This window comes from Nocardia sp. NPDC059229 (assembly GCF_042754165.1).
GTDB lineage: Bacteria > Actinomycetota > Actinomycetes > Mycobacteriales > Mycobacteriaceae > Nocardia.
The window spans coordinates 81,737-100,924 of record NZ_JBHZAK010000006.1; the positions used below are offsets into that span (position 1 = coordinate 81,737).

At 70.7% G+C, this 19,188-nt stretch carries 14 protein-coding genes; 11 read left to right on the plus strand and 3 right to left on the minus strand.

What is annotated here, in order from left to right:
- Positions 1 to 17 precede the first annotated feature (17 nt).
- Positions 18 to 2,474, plus strand: a complete 2,457-nt coding sequence (locus ACFXHE_RS15875) for an Ig-like domain repeat protein (protein WP_379383612.1) — start codon at positions 18 to 20, stop codon at positions 2,472 to 2,474.
- An 85-nt stretch (positions 2,475 to 2,559) separates the two neighbouring features.
- Entirely contained in the window at positions 2,560 to 3,516 is a 957-nt protein-coding gene (locus ACFXHE_RS15880) for a metallophosphoesterase (protein ID WP_354839205.1), read from the plus strand.
- Between the two features lie 67 nt (positions 3,517 to 3,583).
- Here ACFXHE_RS15880 and ACFXHE_RS15885 read toward each other — a convergent pair whose 3' ends face one another.
- The 3 genes from ACFXHE_RS15885 to ACFXHE_RS15895 are packed head-to-tail and all read right to left on the minus strand — an operon-like array spanning position 3,584 to position 7,376.
- Positions 3,584 to 5,830, minus strand: coding sequence for a xanthine dehydrogenase family protein molybdopterin-binding subunit (locus ACFXHE_RS15885; protein WP_379383614.1), 2,247 nt, complete (start codon positions 5,828 to 5,830; stop codon positions 3,584 to 3,586).
- Positions 5,827 to 6,834, minus strand: a complete 1,008-nt coding sequence (locus ACFXHE_RS15890) for an FAD binding domain-containing protein (RefSeq protein ID WP_379383616.1) — start codon at positions 6,832 to 6,834, stop codon at positions 5,827 to 5,829. Before ACFXHE_RS15890 ends, ACFXHE_RS15885 begins: the two co-directional genes overlap by 4 nt.
- Positions 6,831 to 7,376: a (2Fe-2S)-binding protein gene (locus tag ACFXHE_RS15895; protein WP_379383618.1), complete on the minus strand. Its 546-nt coding sequence runs from the start codon at positions 7,374 to 7,376 to the stop codon at positions 6,831 to 6,833. The genes ACFXHE_RS15890 and ACFXHE_RS15895 overlap by 4 nt, the downstream gene beginning before the upstream one ends.
- Positions 7,377 to 7,613: 237 nt before the next feature.
- On the opposite strand from ACFXHE_RS15895, the gene npt reads away from it, so the two are divergent.
- The 9 genes from npt to ACFXHE_RS15940 all read left to right on the plus strand — a co-directional run bounded on the left by npt (position 7,614) and on the right by ACFXHE_RS15940 (position 19,132).
- A complete protein-coding gene (gene npt / locus ACFXHE_RS15900) occupies positions 7,614 to 8,288 on the plus strand; it encodes a 4'-phosphopantetheinyl transferase Npt (RefSeq protein ID WP_379384166.1) in 675 nt (224 codons plus the stop codon).
- On the plus strand, positions 8,288 to 9,241 hold the full coding sequence (gene truB, locus ACFXHE_RS15905; protein ID WP_379383620.1) for a tRNA pseudouridine(55) synthase TruB: 954 nt from the start codon (positions 8,288 to 8,290) through the stop codon (positions 9,239 to 9,241). The genes npt and truB overlap by 1 nt, the downstream gene beginning before the upstream one ends.
- Positions 9,242 to 9,390: 149 nt before the next feature.
- On the plus strand, positions 9,391 to 9,786 hold the full coding sequence (locus ACFXHE_RS15910) for an ester cyclase (RefSeq protein ID WP_379383622.1): 396 nt from the start codon (positions 9,391 to 9,393) through the stop codon (positions 9,784 to 9,786).
- 108 nt (positions 9,787 to 9,894) lie between these two features.
- A complete protein-coding gene (locus ACFXHE_RS15915) occupies positions 9,895 to 12,540 on the plus strand; it encodes an AAA family ATPase (protein ID WP_379383624.1) in 2,646 nt (881 codons plus the stop codon).
- Positions 12,541 to 12,546: 6 nt separating this feature from the next.
- Complete coding sequence (locus ACFXHE_RS15920; protein WP_379383626.1) at positions 12,547 to 15,330, plus strand: AAA family ATPase; 2,784 nt, start codon at positions 12,547 to 12,549, stop codon at positions 15,328 to 15,330.
- Positions 15,331 to 15,392: 62 nt separating this feature from the next.
- A complete protein-coding gene (locus ACFXHE_RS15925; protein ID WP_379383628.1) occupies positions 15,393 to 16,172 on the plus strand; it encodes an oxidoreductase in 780 nt (259 codons plus the stop codon).
- A gap of 133 nt (positions 16,173 to 16,305) precedes the next feature.
- Positions 16,306 to 17,106 carry an alpha/beta hydrolase gene (locus tag ACFXHE_RS15930; protein WP_379383630.1) on the plus strand — a complete coding sequence of 267 codons (801 nt, stop codon included), beginning with the start codon at positions 16,306 to 16,308 and terminating at the stop codon, positions 17,104 to 17,106.
- A gap of 75 nt (positions 17,107 to 17,181) precedes the next feature.
- Positions 17,182 to 18,075: a LysR substrate-binding domain-containing protein gene (locus ACFXHE_RS15935; RefSeq protein ID WP_379383632.1), complete on the plus strand. Its 894-nt coding sequence runs from the start codon at positions 17,182 to 17,184 to the stop codon at positions 18,073 to 18,075.
- Positions 18,076 to 18,397: 322 nt separating this feature from the next.
- On the plus strand, positions 18,398 to 19,132 hold the full coding sequence (locus ACFXHE_RS15940) for an SDR family oxidoreductase (RefSeq protein WP_379383634.1): 735 nt from the start codon (positions 18,398 to 18,400) through the stop codon (positions 19,130 to 19,132).
- Positions 19,133 to 19,188 lie beyond the last annotated feature (56 nt).

The window sequence follows — 19,188 nt, forward strand, 5'->3', positions numbered from 1 at the left end:
CTGTCCGACGACAAGCCATGCATGCCTTCGATTCCAATGACTACCGCAAGCGCGTCCTCGCTGCCGTCGAACGCCGGGGCGGGCTCGGTGAGTCGGATGCCTTCGAGCTGTACGACATTCCGCTCGCGGAGGCCGCGCGGCTGAGCGACGCCGAGGTGGCGGCGCGGGTCGAGGCGGTCTGGGCGTTCTGGCAGAAGCTGCGCGACCATCCCAAGTACCGGGTGCTGGCCGGGCTGCTGGTGGACGCGCACGCCGAACTCTCGGAACCCTTGCTGCACACCGGTTCCCGGCTCGTCGCGGCCGATCGCGTGACGCAGTTGCGGGCCCGGCGGGAGGCTGAGCGCTACGAGATGCTCGACGCCGCCATCGAGCGGCTGGTGGCGCGGCACGGCGGCGTTCCCGCAGCCAAGATCCCCGGCCTCGAGGACATCGGCCGGATGGGCGGGCTGACCGTGGCCGAGATCGCCGCCCGGGTACGCCGACACCGCATCATCGACGAGGCGTCCGCAGCGCCATCGCCGTCCGCCGCGCCCGCCCTGAGTTCCGAACGCCGCCGGCAGATCCGCGCGCTCCTCGCCGAATACGAGCGCCTGCTTCCCGGCGATCCGGTCCCCACCCTGCTGGCCCTGCTCGGCATGGAATTCGCTGCGGCCCACCACACCAACGAGATCCGCCTGCGCGCCGGCGCCCTGCGCGCCCGCACCCGCGAACTCCCGCCCGGCCGGATCCGCGTGGTCCTCGACGAACTCCTCATCCATATCGGCGACATCCTCGAGCCGGGCGGCGCGATGGTCGATGCCTACCTCCTCGCCATCACCGAGACGGTCACCGACCAGCTCCGCCCTCAGGTCCGCGCCGCCGTACTCGTCGAAGACCTCCTGGTAGCAGCGGATTTCGATTACCTCCTCGGCGTCGCCATCGCGGCCGGCCTCGACCGCGCCGCCGCCGAACGCATCCTCATCACCCTCACCGACGAACTCGGCACCACCGTCGAAGGCCGCGAACACCTCGCCGCCCCGCCCCGCTCCGGTGGGCCCGCGCAGACCAGCTCCGCCGCAACGACTTCGACCCGCTCGACGGGGAATGGTGCCCCATCACGGACCGGCGCGGCCGCCGGAAGCGAATTCGGCCGCGACCCCGCGAGCAACCCTCGGGGTAAGGGTCCGGCCGCCTCCGACACCGGCGACTCGGCGGGTGGCTTCGGCCCGGACCGCGATGCGGCGACCGCTGCCGGAAGCGCGGGCGGCTCGTCGGGAACCGGTGGCGGGCCACGGTATTCGGGCGGTGGCGCACCTGTTCGAGGTCGTGGAGAGGCGCCGGAGGCGGCGCAGTGGCAGCGGACGCCCTATACGGGCGAGGCGGCCGGGGCGGGTGCGGGGCGGCCGTGGGAGGCGGCGTTGCGGGCGGCGCGGGCCTCGTTGCGGGCGGGACGGCCCAGGGAGGCGGCCGGATTCGTCACGGATGCGCGGCGCGGGGTCGGGGACGACGGTCTGGGGGCGCGGTCGGTGCGGGCGGTGGGGGAAGAGGTCGAGCGGGTGCTGGCCGAGGCGGCCGTGCACTGGCGGGCGGCCGTCTCCTGTTGTGCGGGGCGGCGGTTCGTGGAGGCGCTGGGCGAGCATCTGGATTTCCTGGATCGGCGGGCGGCGGATGTGCCCAATCCCGATCCGCGGGGAGCCGGCCGGGAGTTGCTGATCGGGCGGGCGCGGGCGGCGGTGATGGAGGCGGGGCGGCTGTTCGAGGCGCTGCCGTCGGATCCGGGACTGCGCATGCAGGCCGTGCGGGCCGTGCTCGAGGTGTGCGCCGACCATGCCGAGGCGCTGGCGGCGCTGGCCGAATTACAGGTGGGCGCGCCGGGAACGGTGACGGTGAGCCGCAAGCCGGACGGGACGGTGGTGATCACCTGGCTCCCGTCGCGGACCACGCAGGTGGAGTACCGGGTCACGCGGCTGGTGGCCGACGGGTCGTGGCGGGTGGTGGGCCGCACCCGCGGCACCGCGCTGGAGGACGGCGGGGCGCCGACCGGGCCGGTGCCGGTGTACGGGGTGGTGGCGTCCGTCTCCGGCCGGGCCTCCGAAATGGCCCGGTCCGATGGGGATTCGGACCGCGATACGGCCCAGGGCGGCGAGCCGGATGCCGCGGGTGGCGGGCCCGACGGCGACCGGCCCAGCGGTATGCCCACCGTGCGCAGCCTGACCGAACAGCGCGGGCTGCTGGTCTTCGAATGGCCGATCGGCATCACCGAGGTGATGGTGGTGGCCCGCCCCGACGCCCCGCCGGTGGATCCCGAGGATCCCCGGGCGCACCGGTGGAAGGTCACCAATATGCGCTACGAGATCGACGGCGGGGTGCGGATCCCGTCCGAGATCCCACGGCCCTGTCACGTGGCCGTGGCTTCCTGCCGGCGCGATACCACCGGAACTCTCACCGTCGCCGCTGGATTCGGCCCGAACGCCCGGATTCGCTGGGTGCGCTGAGAGCCGCTGTGGCCCCGCATGGGAATCTGGTGGGGGCCGGGTCTGTTGCTGCGAGGACCGGTCGCGAACAGAGAGGCGGAGCTGGGTGATTCCGAAGTTGATGGCGGTGAGCGACATCCATGTCGGTCATCAGGGCAACAAACCGGTGGTCGAGGCGATCCGCGCGGATTCCCCCGAGGACTGGCTCATCCTGGCCGGTGACGTCGGCGAGAAGACCGATGACATCCGCTGGGCCCTGGAGACTCTGCGGGGCCGCTTCGCCAAGGTCATCTGGGTGCCCGGCAATCACGAATTGTGGACCACCGCAAAGGATCCCGTGCAGATGCACGGCGCGGCCCGCTACGACTACCTGGTCTCGCTGTGCCGCGATGTGGACGTCGTCACACCGGAGGACCCGTTCCCGGTGTGGGAGGGCGCGGGCGCGGAGGAGTTCGGCGGCGCGGTCACCCTGGCCCCGCTGTTCATGCTCTACGACTACTCCTGGCTGCCGGAGGGCGCGAAGACCAAGGCGGAGGGCCTGGCCATCGCCAAGGACCGCAATGTGGTGGCCACCGACGAGTTCCTGCTCTCGGCGGAGCCGTACCTGACGCGCGACGCCTGGTGCCACGCCCGCGTCCAGTACACCCAGCGCCGGCTCGACGCCCTGCCCGCCGACACCCCGCTGGTGCTGATCAACCACTTCCCGCTGCTGCGCAAGCCGGTCGACATGATGTGGTACCCGGAGTTCTCCCTGTGGTGCGGCACCGACCTCACCTCCGACTGGCACACCAGCTACAACGTGGTCTGCGCCGTCTACGGCCACCTCCACATCCCCCGCACCACCTGGTACGACGGCGTCCGCTTCGAAGAGGTCTCCCTCGGCTACCCCCGCGAATGGCAGCGCCGCGGCCTCCCCGACAAACTGCTGCGCCAGATCCTCCCCGTCCCCGACTACGGCGACACCCTCAACGAGTGGGGCGGCCACTTCAAGATCACCCCCGAAATGCAGGCCGCCGCCCTGAAGATGAAGGAAGCCGCCGAACGCCGCCGCGGCCTGGCCTGACACCCGGTGAATCGGGCCGGCCGCTTGCCGCGCCGGGCGGCCCGATTCACCGGTGAGACACCGGTTTTCAGAGCAGGTGTTCGATGCGCACCGGGAACTCGCGGATGCGTTTACCGGTGGCGTGCGCGATCGCGTTCACGATGGCGGCCGCCGCGCCGATCATGCCGAGCTCGCCGAGCCCCTTCACACCCAGCGGGTTGACGACCGCGTCGTTGACCTCCACGAAGGAGATATCGACCTCCGGTGCGTCGGCATTGACGGGCAGCAGATATTCCAGCAGTGACGGATTGGCCCACGCGCCGGTGCGCGCATCCGGCAGCGTCGCCTCCAGCAGCGCCTGCGACAGCCCCCAGTTCATGCCGCCCAGCACCTGGCTGCGCGCCAGCTTGGCATTGAGCACCCGCCCGGGCGCGAAGGTCCCCACCATGCGCCGCACCCGGACCAGCCCGAGTTCCGGATCCACCGCCACCTCGGCGAACTGCGCGCCGAAACTGATGCGCCCGAACGGCAGATCGCCGGTCGGCGGGTGCCAGGTGCCGATGGTCTCCAGGTCGGTGAGATGGTGCCGGGCCAGCAGCGCCGAATACGTCTCGCCGACAGCCGGATTGAAGCGCACCCGCAGCCGCCCGCCGCGCGCCTCGATCTCCGGGGCGATCCGCCCGTGCAGCGGTGACTCCGGATCGCCGATCGCGAGCGCTGTCAACTGCCTGCGCAGATCGGTGCACGCGGTGTGCACGGCCGCGCTGATCATGCCCGCACCCATCGATCCGACGGCCGCCGCGATGTTCGGGTAGTCGGTGTCGCCGATATCGATTCGGATGCGGTCGAATTCGACGCCCAGGGCGTCCCCGGCGACCTGCGCCATGGCGGTGGCCACGCCGGTGCCGAAGTCCTGGGTGCCCGCCTGCACGATCAGCGCCCCGTCGGCGAGCAGCCGCGCATGGGCGCGCTGCGGCTGTCCCGGCTCGTACACCGGGTATCCGGCGGTGGCCATGCCCCAGCCCAGCAGCCAGTGGCCGTCGGCTCGCACGGCACCGCGCCCGATCTCGATGGACCAGCCGAAGCGTTCCGCGGCGGTGCGCACGCATTCGGCGTACCCGTCGGAACTCCACGGATGCCCGCTCGCCGGGTCGATGGTGGCGTGATTGTGCAACCGCAATGCCATCGGGTCCATGCCGATGTCGGCGGCCAGCTCGTCGACGGCGCACTCCATGGCGAGCATGCCGGAGGCCTCGCCGGGCCCGCGCGTGAACGTCGGCGACATGAGGTTGCCGCGAATGAGGCGATACTGCCCGTCCCAGTGCGGAATCGCGTACGCCTGCCCGGCCACGCCCAGCGACACCTCGGCCCAGTCGTCGAACGGTGAGGTGACGGACAGCTTGTGGTGCCGCAACCCGGTGAAGGTCCCCTGGCCGTCGCAGGTCAGCGTGACCCGCTGCTCCTGTTCCTCCCGCAATCCGGTGCCGTAGAACATCTGCTCGCGGGTGAGCACCACCTTGACCGGGCGGCCCAGTTCCCGGGCGAGCATGGGCGCGAGCGTGACATGCGGCCAGATCAGGGCCTTGGCGCCGAAGCCGCCGCCCACGAAGTGCGCGACCACTCGCACATTCGCGGGCGAGATGCCCAGGTACGCGGCCACCGTGGCCTGGGTGGCGCTCACGCCCTGGGTGGCGTCGTAGACGGTGACGGTGTCGCCGTCCCAGCTCGCCGCGGTGGCCGAGCACTCGATGGGATTGTGGTGGTTGGCGGCGAAATGGTAAGTGACGTCGACGGTGTGGACCGCGGTGTCGGCCGCCGCCTCGAAGTCCCCGCGCGACTGCACGGCCGGGACGAGACCGCAGAACACCGTCTTCGGCTGATACTGCGCGTGGCGTCCGTCCTCGAGCCGGATGAGCGGCTGCTGCGCGTCGTAGTCGGCCGTCACGAGCTCGGCCGCGTGCTGGGCGCACTCGAAGGTATCCGCGACCACCACGGCGATCGGCTGGCCGTAGTAGTGAATCGTGGTGTCCTGCAAGGGGAAGAAGGTCTGCCCGGGCGCGGGCCCGCCGAAGCCGGACGGCCACTGCGACGGGATGGCCGCCACCTTCGGCAGGTTCTCGTGCGTGTACACAGCGAACGCGCCCGCCGCGAGCGCGGGCCCGCTGTCGATGGAAAGCACTGTGCCGCTGCCGATCCGCGCGCCCACGATCACCGCGTGCGCCAGCCCGGGCAGCGGCACCTCGGCGGTGTACTGCGCCGCCCCGGTGACCTTGGCGCGCCCGTCGACCCGATCGAATCCCTGCCCGATCAGCGGCCGGGCCGCGGTGGCGGTCATCGCGTCGCTCCCGAAAGCGGCTGTGGTGACACCGTTTCCAGCGCCCGCACCAGCGTCCGCCGCGCCAGTTCCGCCTTGAACGCGTTCATGGGATGCGAGGTGTCCGCGCCCTGCACTTCGGTCGCCGCGGCCTTGTCGAAGTTCTCCCGGGTCGCGGACACCCCGATCAGCAACTGCTCGGCGATCCGGGCCCGCCACGGCTTGGTCGCGATACCGCCCAGCCCGATCCGCACATCCAGCACCGTGCCGTCGGCGACGCTCAGCGCGACCGCCGCCGAGGCGAGCGCGAACTCGTAGGACTCCCGGTCGCGCACCTTCAGATAGTGCGAGTTGCGGGCGAACGGCAGTGCGGGCACATCGATGCGGGTGATCAGTTCGTCGGGGGCGATCGGATGCTCCAGCTGCGGGGTGCGGCCGGGCAGCAGGAAGAAGTCGTCGAAGGCGATCGTGCGTTCCCCGCGCGGACCCCACACGGTGACCGTCGCCTCCAGGGCCGTCAACGGGACCGCCACATCCGAGGGATGCGTGGCGAAGCACCTCTGCCCCGTCCCGAGCACCGCGTGCCCCCGGTGCAACCCGTCGATCGCATCGCAGCCCGACCCGGGATCGCGCTTGTCGCAGGCGCTGGCGGGATCCCGGAAATACGAGCACCGCACCTTCTGCATGAGGTTGCCGCCCATGGTCGCCATGTTCCGCAACTGCGCCGACGCGCCCTGGCGCAGCGCCTGCGACAGGAACGGATAGCGTTCGGCCACACCGGATTCCGCCGCCACCTCGCTCATGGTGGCGAGCGCGCCGATGCGCAGCCCGCCGTCGGCGGTGTGCTGAATTCCGCCCAGCGGCAGCCAGGTGATGTCCACGACATTGTCCGGTTCCAGCGCGCCGGTGCGCAGCAGGTCCACCAGTGTGGTGCCGCCCGCCAGGAAAACCGTTGCGGGCCTGGAGGTCACGGTGCTCACCGCCTGTTCGACGGTGGTCGGCCGGGCATAGGAGATGGGTTTCACGGCAGCTCACCGTCCTCGCGCCGCAGGGCGTCCCGGCCCTGGCAGACGGCCTCCCGGATGTTCTGGTAGGCCGCGCACCGGCAGATATTGCCGCTCATCCACTCCGCGATCTCGGCCTCGGATTCGGCGTGGCCCTCCTCGATGCATTTGATGGCCGACATGATCTGGCCGGGAGTGCAGTAGCCGCACTGGAATCCGTCGGCCGCCAGGAAAGCCCGCTGCACCGGATGCAGCCGGTCCCCGTCGGCCACGCCCTCGATGGTGGTGATTTCGCGGCCCTCGGCGGCCAGCGCCAGGGTCAGGCAGGCCAGCACCCGCCGATCGTCGATCCACACCGTGCAGGCGCCGCAGGCGCCCTGGTCGCAGCCCTTCTTGGTGCCGGTCAGGTGCAGATGCTCGCGCAGTGCGTCCAGCAGGCTGGTGCGGGGTTCGAGCACCGTGTAGTGGTCGTGGCCGTTGACGCGCAGGGTGGTCATGGTGCGGGTGGGCCCGATGAATCCGGCCGGCGCGGAGCCGGTCCGTTTCGACGGTTCGACGGTCATATCGCGCCTCCTGCCTCGCGGACTCGCCGGGAGCGCCGCGATGGTTGCGGACTGCGGATTGGATATGAGCTGGCAAAAGCCTAGCAACGGACCCGCGGCGGTGTCCGGCGAAGAGCGCTCCCGGATGACCGGCGGAGCCGCCCGCGCCTGCCCGGTAGGCTCGATTCGGCAGTGCCGGAAGCGAGCAGGAGGCGGGTCATCGAGGAGCGGGCAGTCGCGGCGACGGAGTCGGCGCGCATACTCGGCAGGATTCTGCCCAACGGGGTCGCCGCGGCCGAACTGACGGCGTACCCGGAGGACCTGACACCGTACCCCGGCGAGGAGCACCTGATTGCCCGCGCGGTCGAGAAGCGGCGCCGGGACTTCATCGGCGCGCGCTACTGCGCCCGGCAGGCGCTGGCCCAGCTGGGGGAGCCCGCCGTCGCCATCGGCAAGGGCGGCACCGGTGAACCGGTGTTCCCGCGCGGCATTGTCGGCAGCCTCACCCACTGCGACGGCTACCGGGCTGCCGCGCTCGGCCACAAACTGCGCTTCCGGTCCATCGGCATCGATGCCGAACCGCACGGTCAGCTGCCGGACGGTGTCCTGGACTCGGTGAGCCTGGCGCCCGAGCGGCAGTGGCTGCGGACCGTTCTGCCCGGCACCGATCTGCATCTGGACCGGCTGCTGTTCTGCGCCAAGGAGGCCACCTACAAGGCGTGGTTCCCGCTCACCGGCCGGTGGCTGGGCTTCGAGGACGCACACATCACCTTCACCGTGGACGAGGAGTCCGCGGGCGGCGGCGCGGGCACCTTCCACACCGAGCTGCTCGTCCCCGGCTCGGTCACCGACGGCGGCAGTCCGCTGACCTCGTTCGACGGCCGCTGGCTGATCAGCGACGGCCTCATCCTGACCGCGATCGTGGAGGCCTGATGGGCGCGGTGCAGGCCAAGCGTGAGAAGCTGCCGCCGCTGGTCGACGCCTTCGGTGGCCTGCTGATCGTCGACAAGGACGGCGGCTGGACCAGCCACGACGTGGTCGCCAAGAGCCGAAGGCTGTTGCGCACCAAGAAGGTCGGGCACGCCGGCACCCTCGACCCGATGGCCACCGGCGTGCTGGTGCTGGGTGTGGAACGGGCCACCAAACTGCTGGGGCAGCTGATCCTGACCACCAAGGCGTACACCGCCACCATCCGGCTCGGGCAGTCCACCGTGACCGACGACGCCGAGGGCGAGGTCACCGCGACCACCGCGGCCGGGCATCTCACCGACGCCGAGATCGCCTCGCACATCGCCACATTGACCGGCGACATTCAGCAGGTGCCCGCCACCGTCAGCGCCATCAAGGTCAACGGCGAACGCGCCTACGCGCGCGCCCGCGCCGGTGAGGAGGTGGAGCTGGCCGCGCGCCCCGTCACCGTCAGCCGCTTCGACGTCCTTGCCCGCCGCGATATCGACACCGGCACAACCCGATTCGTGGATCTGGATGTCGAGGTGGAGTGCTCCTCCGGCACCTACATCCGGGCCCTGGCCCGCGACCTCGGCGAAAAGCTCGGTGTCGGCGGCCATCTCACCGCGCTGCGCCGCACCCGCGTCGGCCCCTTCACCCTCGAGCACGCCCGCACCCTGGACCAGCTGGCCGTGGCCGCCGAGGCGGGCGAACCGCTGCTGAGCCTGGACATCGACACCGCCGTGCGCACCGCCTTCCCGGTCCGCGACATCACCGCCGCCCAGGCCGAAGATCTGCGCAACGGCCGCTGGCTGGACCCGATCGGCCTGCCCGGCGTCTACGCCGCCGTCGATCCCGAGGGGCACGCCATCGCGCTGCTCCAGGAATCGGGCAAACGCGCCTCTTCGGTCATGGTGGTCCGCCCCGCGAATCTCTGAGGCGGCCCGGCCTTCCGGCGTGGCACCGACCGATCTCTTCTGGCATGGCACTGCCCAATCGCCGACACCGCGCTGCCCAATCCCTCACGCCGCGTGGGCGACCGGGCGCACCATGGAGAGGGTCGCTCGGCCGCGCAGAGGAGGCGAAGATGCCCACCGACCTCTCCCTCGAATCCATGAAGCAGTTCGTCGCCGACCATTTCGAGGAGTTCGTGAACCGGCGCAATGCCGCTGTCATCCACCGCAATATGACCCCCGACTTCGTCGACCACGATGGTCCCGGTGGCAGCCCCACCGACCTGACCGGCGACGAGAAGATGATGCTCGGCATGTACGAGGCCATGCCCGACCTGCACGTCACGGTGGTGGAGATGCTCGCCGAGGGCGACCGGGTGATGTGCCGCAACATCTGGCGCTGGACCGACCGCGCCACCGGGCAGCCGCTCAGCTTCCAGGGCTTCGTGCTGTGGCGCTTCCAGGGCCGCCGCATCGCCGAACGCTGGGCCACCGTCACCTCACCCGCCCCGAGCCCGGGCTGGGCGTAGCCGGTCCGAATTCCCTTGCCGTCCGGCGTAAGCCGATCGGTACGGCCGGTGTGTGATTGAGTCGGTTGACTCGAGCGTGGTCGCGATGTGGGCGGCTAGCGTCGGCGAGTGCTGGTTGGACGGGATGGCGAGCTGGAGCAGCTGTTCGCGCTGGTGGAGCCGGGCGCGTCGAACGGTGGCGTACTGCTGTTGGAGGGTGATCCCGGTATCGGCAAGTCGGTACTGCTGCAGGCGGTGCGGGCGCGGGCCGCCGGCCAGGGCTGGCGAGTGCTGTCGGTGGTGGGTGTGGAGGCAGAGGCGGGGTTTCCGTTCGCGGGGCTGCATCAGATGCTGCGACCGGTGTCGGCGGAATTCTCGGCGTTGCCGCCGTTGTATCGTGACGCCCTGCTCGGAGCGCTCGGCTTGATCGAGCCGGTTCCCTTGGATCCCTTCGCCATCTGCCCGGCGGCCGCGATGGTGCTGGCCGCGATGGCCGCGGAGCGCCCCGTGCTGGTGACGGTGGACGATGTGCAGTGGCTGGATCGCCAATCCCGGGAGATCCTGGCGTATTTGGCACAGCAGGTCGGGGTCGGTGACGGCGTGGTGATCGTGGGCGCGGCGCGCTCCGGATATCACGGGCCCCTGCTCGATGAAGCGCTCCCCACGGTGTGTGTCGGCGGACTGGACGATGCCGCCGCGACAGTGATTCTGCGGGATCGCGCACCCGATCTCGCCGAAGCGGATCATTTCCGGATTCGGAGTGAGGCGTTCGGGAATCCACTGGCGCTGCTGGAATTGCCTGCGGTGCCGGACCGGCTGCCGGGGTCGCGCACCTCGAGTTTGTCGCAGCGTCTCGAGCACGCTTTCGCGGGCCGGGTCGCCGATCTGCCCGCGCCGACCCGGGACCTGCTGCTGATGGCGGCGATCGACTCGGTGGGCGCGGCCGCCGAAATCGTTTCCGCGGCTTCCCTATTGCAGCGAGCACCGGTGCCGGAGTCGGCGTTCGTTCCGGCGGAGGAAGCCGGGCTGGTGTGCCGGGAAGGGCCGTATGTCCGTTTTCGTCATCCGCTGATTCGCTCGGGAATCGTGCAGGCGGAGGGGCTGCGGCGGCGGCAGGCCGCACACGAGGCGCTGGCCGCCGTGCTGGATGAGCAGCCCTATCGCCGGATATGGCATCGCGCGCAATCGATCATGGGCCCCGACGACGAGATCGCCGACGGGCTGGCCGCGAACGCCACGGTGGCGTTGGCCCGCGGCGCGGTGCTGGACGCGATCGACGGCTTGGAACGGGCCGCGCAGCTGACCAGTAACTCGGCCCGGCGTGGTGAACGTCTGCTCTCGGCGGCGCAGCACGCTTTCGGTGCGGGCAGGGCCGATCTCGTGGCGCGGCTGCTGGACGCGGCCGCGAAGACCGAGCTGTCGGAGCTGGCGGTGGCCCGCATGGAGTGGTTGCGGGAGATCTTTCACGACGGTGTCCCCGGTGATCGTCTTCGCATCGCCGGTCTGTGTGATCTGGCGGAACGCTCGATCGCGGCGGGCGAGGTGGACCTGGCGTTGAATCTCCTGCTGGCGGCCGCCCTCCGGTGCTGGTGGGCCGATACGGAGCCCGGTACGAAGGCGCGGGTGGTGCGGACCGCCGAGCTGATCGACGGCTGGGAGGATCCGCGCCGGGTCGCCGCGGTCGCGGTTGCCGAGCCGATCCGGTGCGGGGCCACGGTTCTCGACATCCTGCGTGCGCGGCCCGCCGATCGGATCGCCGACGGGCAGAGCCTGTGGCTGCTGGGAATGTCGGCGCACGCGATCGGAGCCGAGGACGCGGCCCAGGATTATCTGGGCAGATCCGCGAACATTCTGCGTACGCAAGGACGCTTCGGATTGCTGTCGCAGGTGCTGTCCATGGCCGTGATGGTGAACCTGGTACTCGGCGATCTCGACGCCGCCGGAGAGGCCGCGGCGGAAGGTCTCGAGCTCGCCCGCCGGACCAGCCAGCCCATCTGGGAGGCCGGCACGCGTGTCTGTGAAGCGGTCCACGAGGCGCTCCGGGGCCGGGCGCACACCGCGCTGGAGATCGCCGCCGACGCCGAATTGTCGGCGAGCAGAAGGCAAGTCAACGACTTGCTCTGCTGTGTGCAGGTCGCGCGAGGTATCGCCTGGCTCGCTGCCGGGCGGCCCCGGGACGCCTACGGTGCACTGCGCCGCTGCTTCGATCCGGACGACCGGTCGTATCACCCGCGTGAGCAGTACACCGCGCTGATGTTCTTCGCCGATGCCGCTGTCCGGGGCGGGCACCGCGAGGACGCGGCAGCCATCGTCGTGGGTTTGGGCTCGGCCGAGGGCGTGGCCTCCATGCGGCAGGTGCATCTGCGCTACGCGCGCGCCGTCCTGGCGGGTGACGCCGGTGACGCCGAAGAGCTGTATCTGGAGGCATTACGGCACGATCTGTCGCGCTGGCCGCTGGCTCGCGCGAAGACCGAGCTGGCCTACGGCCGGTGGCTGCGCAGGCGTGGACGGCATCGGCAGGCCGGCGTGCTGCTGTCGGCCGCGGCGACCGGACTGGACCGCATCGACGCCCTCGCGCTGGCCGACGAAGCGCGAATCGAGCTGCACGCCAATGGCGATGCCGTGGACTGGCCCATCACCGGGAGGGGTGGCGCCGCACGGTATGGCGCCTTGGCCGATCTGCTGGCGGCGGGTCACAGTGATGGGGAGATCGCGGAACGACTGTCCATCGTTCCGCGTGTTGTCGCGCTCTATCGGTCCGGGGCCGGGAAGTAGGTGGGCATGCCAGTGGACGGGCACGCGTTGATCGGCCGGGCACCACAGTTGGCGGTGCTGCGGTCGCTGCTGGACGAGCTGCCTGCGGCCGGTGGCGCCTGCACGATCGTCGGTGCTCCGGGTATCGGCAAAACCGCGCTGCTCGACGCCATGGCGGGCGAGGCGGCGACCGCGGGTCTCGAGGTGTTGCGCACAGCCGGCGTCGAGGTGGAGGCAGGCCTGCCGTTCGCGGGGTTGCATCAGCTGGTTCGCGGGCTGCTGCCCGCGGTCCAGCGGCTGCCCGCGCCGCAGCGCGCCGCGCTGCTGACCGCGTTCGGGATCCACGATGGGCCCAGGCCCGAGACCTTCATGGTCGCGCTGGCCACGCTGAATCTGCTGACCGACGGTGACACCGCGCGCGTGGCGATCGTCGACGACATGCACTGGCTCGATGGTCCCTCCCAGGAGGTGCTGGCCTTCGTCGCGCGCCGGATCAGCAAGGATCCGCTGGTGATCCTGGCGTCGCTACGGACCGGGTACTCCGGCCCGTACGCCGGCGCGCGCACACCGGAACTGGAGGTGCCGGGACTCGACGACACGCACTCACGGGTGCTGCTGGCGCGGCACGCGGGGGCGATCGGCCAGGCGGCGCAAGCCCGTATCCGCCGCGAGGCGGGCGGCAATCCGCTCGCCCTGGTCGAGCTGCCGCTGGCCTGGCGTGACCACGACGGTGCCGGCGCGCAGGCCCGGAGTCCGGAATTCTTGCCGCTGACCGCGAAACTGGAGCGTGCGTTCGCGGGCCGCGTCGCCGAGATGCCCGCCGCGACTCGCGCGGCCATGCTGATCGCGGCGATCGACTATGCCGACGCGCTGCCCGAAATCCTCTCGGCCACAAGCTTGCTCATCGGGGACGACGTGCGGGTCGATGTGTTCGACCCCGCTATCGACGCACGCCTGTTGCATGTCGATGGCATGCGGGTGCGCCTGCACCATCCGCTGGTGCGGTCGGCGGTGCTGCAATCGGTACCACCGGCGCAGCGAATGGCCGCCAATGCCGCCCTGGCCGAGGCCCTCGTCGATGAGCCCTACCGGCGTACCTGGCATCGCGCCCAATCCATCGTCGGCCCCGACGACGACGTGGCCGACGAGCTGGAAGCCAGCCACGCGATCGCGCTGCGCCGTGGCGGAGTCACCGCCGCCATCTGGGCGCTGGAGCGTGCCGCCCAGCTGTGCACCGCATCCCCGACCCGGGGCAGACGGCTGCTGCTGGCCGCCGAATACGCGTTCGGACTCGGGCAGGTCGATCTCGTCGACCGGTTGCTGCGCGGCGCCGCGGGCACCGAACTGTCCGAGCTCGACCACGCCCGGATGGAGTGGATCCGGGAGATCTTCTCCGACGGCACTCCCGGCGACGCCGCCCGGGTCGAGCAGCTGTGTGAGGTCGCCCGGCGTTCCGCCGCGGCCGGCGATCTCGACCTGGCATTGAATCTGCTGCTGGGCGCGGCACTTCGATGCTGGTGGGCCGACACCGGGCCGCGGGCTCGGGCCCTGGTCGTCACGGTCGCCGAGGAGCAGTCCATTGCGGTCGGCGATCCGCGGTGGGCGGCGATCGTGGCGGTCGCCGAACCGGTGCGGTGTGGCACCCTCGTGCACGAACGGCTCGGCGGGCCGATCACGGGCACCGCCGATGCCGACGCGTTGCGCATGCTCGGCATGGCGGCACACGCGATCGGCGACTCGCCGCGGGCCATCGACCTGCTGAGCCGTGCCGACACCCTGCTTCGTGCCGAGGGCAGACTCGGACTGCTCTCCCACACCCTGGCGATGCAACCCGGCGATCTGCTGTGGACCGGTGACTGGAAGCGCGCGGCCGAAGTGATCGCCGAGGGCCGCCAGGTCGCCGAGGAAACCCGCCAGCCGATCTGGATCAATGGCGCCACCATCGGCGATGCGATGCTGTGCGGCCTCCGCGGCGAGCTCGACCGGGCCTTGGCGCTGGTGGCGTTCGCCGAAGAGTCCGTCAGCCCCGGCGGGCTCAACAATCTGCTGTCGTTCCTGCAGCTGGCGCGCGGACTGGCCTGGCTGTGCGCCGACCACTTCCAGGTGGCCTTCGATCTGCTGCGCAAGCTGTTCGACCCGAGCGAACCGTGCTACCACCAGCGCGAAAGTTTCGACGGGGTGATGTTCTTCGCCGAGGCGGCCGTCCATGCCGACCGCGTCGACGAAGCCCGCCGCACGATCGCGGAACTCGAGGCCACGGCGGCGGTCACGCCCTCCCCGCTGTTGCACATTCAGCTGGCGTATGCCCGGGCCGTCCTCGCCGACGACGCCATGGCCGAAGCGCTGTACCGTGGCGCGCTGGGCCGCGACCTCGCTCGCTGGCCGCTGGTGCGCGCCAAAACCGAACTCGCCTACGGCAATTGGCTACGTCGCCGACGACGGGTCGCCGAAGCCCGCGCCCTGCTGCGGTCCGCGCAGACGACTCTGGATCTGATCGGTGCGACCACCTGGGCGCGCCGAGCCCGCGCCGAACTCCGTGCCGCCGGTGAACGCGACACCCCGGCCGACTCCGCTACGCCGGAGGTGCTGTCCCCGCAGGAAGCCCAGATCGCGCGACTGGCCGCGCAAGGTCTTTCGAATCGCCAGATCGCCGAACGTCTCTACCTCTCGCCACGCACCGTCGGCTCACACCTGTACCGAATCTTCCCGAAGCTCGGTATCACCTCCCGCAACCAGCTCGGCAGCTCGTTCGGGGTCGAGTCGCACGACGGTGAATTCGACGAGAACCCCGTCGCGGCGGCGAACGGATAGTCCACTCGCTCCACTCGCCGGGCTTCATGAATCCCAATTCCGTTCACCCACAAGGAGTCACGATGGAGAATCGATTGCAGGGCCGCACCGCCGTCGTCACCGGCGCGAGCCGGGGCATCGGCTTGGCCGTGGTGCGCGCCCTGGCCGCCGAAGGCGCGCACGTCGTCGCCGGTGCTCGAAAACTCGGCCCCGAGCTCGCGGCCGTGATCGACTGCAGCGACGTCACTTTCGTCGCCGCGGACCTGAAAGAACCCGCCGCGGCCGCCGAACTGGTGGCAGCGGCCGGTGATCGGATCGACGTACTGGTCAACAATGTCGGCGGAGCACCCGCCCGCACCGACGGCTTCCTGGCGATCACCGATGATCAGTGGCAGGCGACGCTGGAGCTCAACCTGCTGGCCGCGGTACGGACCACACGAGCCGCGATCCCGCTGATGATCGCCGCCGGCGGTGGCGGCATCGTCAATATCAGCTCGGTCAACGCGATTCTGCCCGAAGCGCTGGTGGTCGACTACAGCGCGGCCAAGGCCGCGTTGTCCGCGTTCACCAAGGCGATCTCGAAAGAGTTCGGGCCCCAGGGGATTCGCGCCAACACCGTGAGCCCCGGACCGGTCGCCACCGATCTCTGGCTGGCCGCCGACGGCGTTGCGGCGACGGTGAGCCGCAGTGCGGGCATTCCCGCCGACGAGGTGGCCGCGACGGCCTCGGCGGCGATGGTGACAGGCCGCTTCTCCACCCCCGAAGAGGTCGCGGAGATCGTGGTGATGCTGGCCCGCGACCGCGGCGGCAACATCACCGGCGCGGACTTCCGCATCGATGGCGGCTACGTCCCGACCTGGTGAACTGCCCGGGCCGCAGGAATTCGATTGCGCGCTCGCGCGATCCGGGAAATTGAGTCGATCGACCGAAGCGGAGGAGCGGAGCCGGAGACGAGGATCTGTCATCGAGAGCGAAACCCGAAGAGAGAAGGCAACAATGACGACCTCGAAACTTCCCGTCATCTTCATCCACGGTCTGTGGCTGCATCCCGATTCCTGGCAGCCGTGGGTGGTCAAGTTCGCCGAGCACGGCTACCAGGCCGTCGCGCCGGGCTGGCCGGGGATGCCGGCCGATGTCGAGGCCGCTCGCTCCGCGCCGGAGTCGATCGCCGATCACGGCATCGAGGACGTGGACGCCCACTACAGCAAGATCATTGCCGAGCTGCCGGCGAAACCGATCCTCGTCGGACACTCCTTCGGCGGCATGATCGCCCAGAAACTGCTCGGCGAGGGCAAGGCCGCCGCGGCGGTGGCGATCGACGCCGCGCAGATCAAAGGCGTACTGCCACTGCCGTTGTCGGCCCTGCACGCGACTCTGCCGGTGTTCCGCAACCCGGCCAACATCCACCGTGCGGTATCGCTGACCGAGGAGCAGTTTCGTTACGCCTTCGGCAACGCGATCAGCGAGGAGGAAACCACGCAGCTCTACCGGCGGTGGGTGGTGCCCGCGCCGGGCCGGCCGCTGTTCGAAGCCGCGACCGCCAACTTCCTGCCGCATTCGCCCGCCGCGGTGAACACCGACCGCGATCCGGCCACACCGCTGCTGCTGATCGCCGGCGGCCAGGACCACACGGTCCCCGAGGTCATCACGACCGCGACGCTGAAGCAGTATCGCCACAGCGACGCCCCCACCGAACTGCTCTCCTTCCCCGATCGTGGGCACTCGTTGACCATCGACCACGGCTGGGCCGAGATCGCCGACGCCACCCTGACCTGGCTGGCAGCGCAGGGCCTGTGAGGTGCGGGCGCAATCGCCCACCCGAAGCGCCGAGCAGATGACCCTCGCACCCGCATGGCCGCCTACTCTTCAAGGGTGGAATTGCGGCAGTTGCGGTATTACGTGGCGGTGGCGGAGGAGCTGCATTTCCGGCGCGCGGCGGAGCGGTTGTTCATCTCCACTCCGACGTTGAGCCAGCAGATCCGGGCCATCGAACGTGAGGTCGGCGGACCGTTGCTGATCCGCGGCAGTCATGGCGTGGAGCTGACGGCCGCGGGTGAGGTGCTGTTGAAGACCGCCCGGAACGTGCTGGAGGCGGCCGAGACCGCCCTGCGCGCGACCCGCGCGGTCGCCCAGCCCGGCGACGCGGTGTTCCGCCTCGGCATCGTGAACGGCGCGCCCGCCTGGCTGCCGGGGCGGCTCGAGGCGCTGCTCAAGGCCCGCCAGCCGGGGGTGCGCATCGCGCTGTCCACCGGTACCAGCGGCGACCAGGCGCGGTTGCTGGATCGGGAGGAGGTCGACCTGGCCGTGTTGCGCATGCCGGTCCGGCTGGCCGATCACCTCACCTGCACGCCCATCGCCGACGAGGAGCTCGGCATCGTCATGTCCCGTGAACACCCGCTCGCGGCAGCGGTTTCGGTGGAACCGGCGCACCTCGGCGACCACGAGCTCATCATGTTCGCCCGCGATGCCGCCCCCGAGGTCCACGACTCGGTGCTGTCGCAACTGCGCGAGCGGGGTGCGACCGTCGTCCTCAGCGACAGCGCCATGAGCCACGCCCAGATGCTGCAGCTGCTACCGCTCCGCCCCGGGGCCATCGGCGTCGGCTCCGCCCGCACCGCGACGGTCCCCGGCCTGGTCTGGCGGCCGCTGCAACCCCGCCCTCTGGTCATCACCTACGCCGCCGCCTGGCGCACCACCACCCGAAACCCCCTGCTGCACACCATGGCCGACGCCTTGGCCGGCGGCCTCCGCCTCGGTTCCAGCTGACCGGTGCCCGCCCGGGCCTCGACTTCGAGAAACGATCCGGGCGGCGACAGCCGCAGCCGCCTGCTGGATCGCGCGGTGACCATGTGGGCCGACGGCGTGGGCCTGCCCCGGCGAGGGGCCTGAACGAGCGGCTGTTGGACCTGGCGGCCACCGCGCCGGAGGTGCCCGCGTTCGTCGGCCCGGACTTGCGGGCGCTGGCGGCCATACTCGCGGCGTTCCGGCCCTGCCGCACGCGGCCGGCCTGCGGTGTTAGCCCCGGCCTCACGGCTGTTCGACCGCGCGTCGTGGACGCGGGGTGTGCGCCGCCGGTTTGCTCAATGGCATGACAGACAACGGATTCGGAACACAGGTCGGACGGGCGGTCGTGGTGGGCGGCGGCTCCGGTATGGGCCAGGCGATCGCCGACGCCCTGCTGGCGGCGGGCAACGAGGTGATCATCGTCGGCCGGTCGGAGCAGCGGCTGGCCGACGCGGTGCGGGAGCTCGGGGATGGGAAGGTGAGTGCCGTCGTCGCGGATGTCGCTGACGAGGAACAGATTTCGCGGTTGTTCGAGACCGTCGGGACCGTCGATCATGTGATCACCACCGCCGCCGATCTGGCCGGGGCGTACGGACCCGTCGCCACCTTCGATTTCGAGCACGGGCGCGGCTTTCTCGAGACCAAGCTGATCGGGTCGATGCTGCTGGCCAAGCACGCGCGGTTGACGGAGAACGGCTCGCTCACCTTCATTTCCGGAATCGCCGCCTACCGCCCGGCGGTGGGCGGGGCCATGGTGGCGGCGGTGAATGCCGCGCTGGAGGGGTTGACGCGGGCGCTGGCGGTGGAGCTGAGCCCGATTCGGGTGAACGCGGTGTCGCCCGGCTGGGTGCTGACCGATATCTGGGAGTCGATGCCCTGGGAGGACAAGCAGGAACGGCTGGCGGCCATGGCGGAGAAGCTGCCCGCCCGGCGGTTGGGGCGACCGGACGACATTGCGGCCGCCGTGCTTTCGGTCATCGGCAACGGTTTCGTCACCGGCACCGTCCTGCACGTGGACGGCGGGCACCGCCTCGTCTGATCTCGCGCCGGTGGTTCTCCGGATGCTGCCTGATTGCTGACGCGTCGATTCGAGTA